We start from the raw sequence: 3,390 nt of genomic DNA, 5'->3' as shown, positions 1-3,390 counted from the left end.
TCCAGAACTAAATTTACTATAACTATTCTCATTCCTCCTTTTTAAAATTACAAAGTTAACTTGATTAGTTTCTCAGCAATACCTGTCACTGTAATGTTGTACTTTGAAAAAATCAATAAATTTTTCACCACTCCTCTTTACATAGAGAAATAAATTATGGTAATCAAGAATGATTTATGAGAAATGATATTAAATTTTCTTATAAATCAAGTAATACAGCAATCAATCTCTCACATCTGACACCTGATTGCTATATTTATTATAGCGATGCTAAATTGGTTGTAAAAATTTTTATAACAGTTAATTTTCAAGCAAAACCTTTAATATTCTGATTCTTAACTATCACCAAAATATTACAACTTAAATTGGATTTATATGGGTGTATCTCATATTTGCAAAAATACTTTTTTCCTATATATTCCCTGTTCCCTGTTCCCTAAAGCAATAAATTTTTGGCTTTATTCAAAATTGAGAGACACCCATTTCTATAGATGTTATTTCTATTTTAAGTAAGAATGCAATCACGATATTAAATATTAAAATCTATTAATACCAATTCACTTTAAAAATGTCATAAATAGTTTTAAACTTTAAATTTGAAATAATTTCCTGAAATTACTGAGCGTGTCTTTCATATCGCCCATAGAAAAGTTTTTAGGAAAGAATGAAACCGAACAGCTTACTTCAATATCTAAAAAAAGTGCTTGAGAATTTAGGAACAAAATATGTCATTAATTTTGCTTATGCACTTACTGCTGAGTTTGAAGCAATTTTCAGTGTCAAAAATCTCAAAGTATCCTTATTTTAAGAGTAAAAAAAGACATTAATATTCACCCCTTGTGTTTCATTGGTTAATATTGACATAATAAATTGTATATGATATAAAAATAACTTACAATTAACAATCATATCAATCAAATAGTTTTTAAAAACATTTGTTAACAAAAATTTATATATACATATTTTTTTAAAAATCGTTAAAAATATTTCCCAAAATCAGCGATGAAAAAAACCAATAAACCCACCTCAGAAATAGCAAAAGAAATTTTAGAAAACGATAATCGAGAAAGAGAAGCGATCGCTATCCTTTTAGACAAACATATAGGCAAAGATGACAGACTTTTAGTACAAAAAACCATGATGGGAAAAACGGAAGCTTACATCGGTTCTGTCACTCTAGAATGGTTAGATAGTCGTGTACGTTTTGCCTCTCAACTACCATTATTTCGACAAAAATTTGATGTAGAAACAGACAATATAATTCGGGATGCAGAAACAATAGATGAAATTCAACAACGTCCCCTAGATTGGTCTCGTCAAGCTCCATTAACTCTATATTTAGCAACAAGAAAAGCTCATAAATTTCCAGCAGTATTAGTAGTAATTAGCCCTAGTTGGGTAGATAATCCTAAAGCAGAAGAATGGAATAAAAATGGAAAAGCAAATAAATCTGCTACTGATTTTTTACCCCTAGATTCAGAGGGAAAAGTAGGATTATTAGACCTACGTTTAGAAGTAGCAGTATTTGCCTTAGATGGTCAACATCGACTGATGGGAATTCAAGGTTTAATGGAATTAACAAAAACAGGTAGGTTGCCTAGATATAACAAACAAAAAAAACCAGTAGGTGCAGCTATTAATATTGATGATTTAGCAGAAACCCATAATATTGAATTACCAGAACTACAAAAATTAGCTTACGAACAAATAGGTATAGAATTTATTCCGGCAGTAGTAAAAGGAGAAAGTAGAGCACAAGCACGACGGAGAGTTAGGTCAGTTTTTGCTCATGTAAATTTGACTGCTGTGAAATTAAGTAAAGGGCAGTTGGCATTATTAAATGAGGATGATGGGTTTGCCATTGTGGCTAGAAAAGTAGCAATTTATCATCCTTTATTAAAGGAGAAAGATAATAGAAATCCACGAGTGAATTGGGATAGTGCTACTGTAGCAACTAAGTCTACTGTTTTAACAACTCTTCAGGCAATTCAAGAAATGTCTGAAAGATATTTAAAACCTCGTTATCCTCATTGGAAACCTTCAGATAAAGGTTTAATTCCAATGCGTCCCGAAGAAGAGGAATTAGAAGAGGGACTAGAGGAATTTATGTTGTTTTGGAATTATTTATCTAATTTACCTAGTTATTCAAGATTAGAAAATGGTGCCGAAACTCCAGAATTGAGAAGATTTAGTTTTGAAATAAAACCAGGAGAAGGTCATGTTTTATTCCGACCTGTTGGGCAAATTGCTTTTTCTGAAGCTCTAGGAATTTTAATATATAAAAAAGGCTTTTTTTTGGAGGAGGTTTTTCAGAAATTAAATAAGTATGATGTGGATGGTGGTTTGAGTGGAATAGAATCTCCTGACTCAATTTGGTATGGGGTTTTATATGATTTTAATCGCAAACGAATGTCAGTAGCTGGGAGAGACTTAGCGATGAGATTGTTTATCTATATATTAGGTGGAGTTTCTGACAAAATGGAACGAGCAGAAATTCGTCGAGAGTTGGCAGAAGCAAGGAGAGTTGGGGATAATCAAGCTGTAGATTTTCAAGGTAAGTTTGTGGAATTAAAAAAGGTAGGGTTGCCGAAAATTTTGTCTTAAAGTGTTAGAAAAAAGTTAAGTTAAACAATTAATAATTAATTATTAACAATTACCTCTTCTTTTCAAGGGTAGGATTGACTCAAAAGAAAATTTTTTCTTGTTTCTCCTTTAAAGGAGAGGCTTTAAACCTTAATTATTCGGTAAGGAAGAGTTGATTGATGTTTTGAATTTTTTCAAATTATTGAGACTAGCTTTAGTGCAATAAACTGCAAAAATTTATCTGCAATGAAAGCTATTTTAGAAGTTTGTAGAGTCAAAAAAAATAAGTCTGCGCTTACAATAATTTCATCGCAATTTTTATTCAGTAATACTACACTACAGAATATTATTTTTAACTATTACTCAATAAATATTTTTCTAAATACTGCCAATGTTGATGCCCGTATTCTTCTCGTAGTAAATCTTTCATATCAGCATTAATAACTAATTCTCCATCTTGATTATCTTGGAATAGTAGTCCATGGTCAAGTACCTCTTGTAGATCGGTGAGAGTATCTATTAAATTGGCGATCGAATAATGTTCTTCTACCCATTCAACAGGACTAGGTATTTCAGAATTAATATTTATTGGATTATTAGTATTAACTTCCATAATTTAATATCAGTAAAAATCCTGAATTTTAATCAATTGTTCAATCTTAATATATCATCTGATTATTCATGCCGTAATTTCAGTGAGGCTAGTCAAAGTGTTATTGTGAAAAATTTTTATGTCTTTTGCGATCTAGATCAATGGTATAGTGTTACCTCTTGTGGATCTACGGATGTTGAAGAAATAATTGGAGA

Annotated in this window: 2 protein-coding genes; one reads left to right on the top strand and one right to left on the bottom strand. The window is 30.7% G+C overall.

Annotated elements, in window-relative coordinates:
- The first annotated feature begins 1,002 nt into the window (after positions 1 to 1,002).
- Positions 1,003 to 2,604, top strand: a complete 1,602-nt coding sequence (locus tag F6K13_RS24685; protein ID WP_124143741.1) for a DGQHR domain-containing protein — start codon at positions 1,003 to 1,005, stop codon at positions 2,602 to 2,604.
- A gap of 331 nt (positions 2,605 to 2,935) precedes the next feature.
- On the opposite strand, the gene F6K13_RS24680 is transcribed toward F6K13_RS24685, so the two are convergent.
- On the bottom strand, positions 2,936 to 3,196 hold the full coding sequence (locus F6K13_RS24680; protein WP_124143742.1) for a hypothetical protein: 261 nt from the start codon (positions 3,194 to 3,196) through the stop codon (positions 2,936 to 2,938).
- Between the last annotated feature and the right edge of the window lie 194 nt (positions 3,197 to 3,390).

The organism is Okeania sp. SIO2B9 (assembly GCF_010672505.1).
Lineage (GTDB): Bacteria > Cyanobacteriota > Cyanobacteriia > Cyanobacteriales > Microcoleaceae > Okeania > Okeania hirsuta.
The sequence above is the reverse complement of the archived record's forward strand: the minus strand, read 5'-3'. Positions and strand labels throughout refer to the sequence as shown.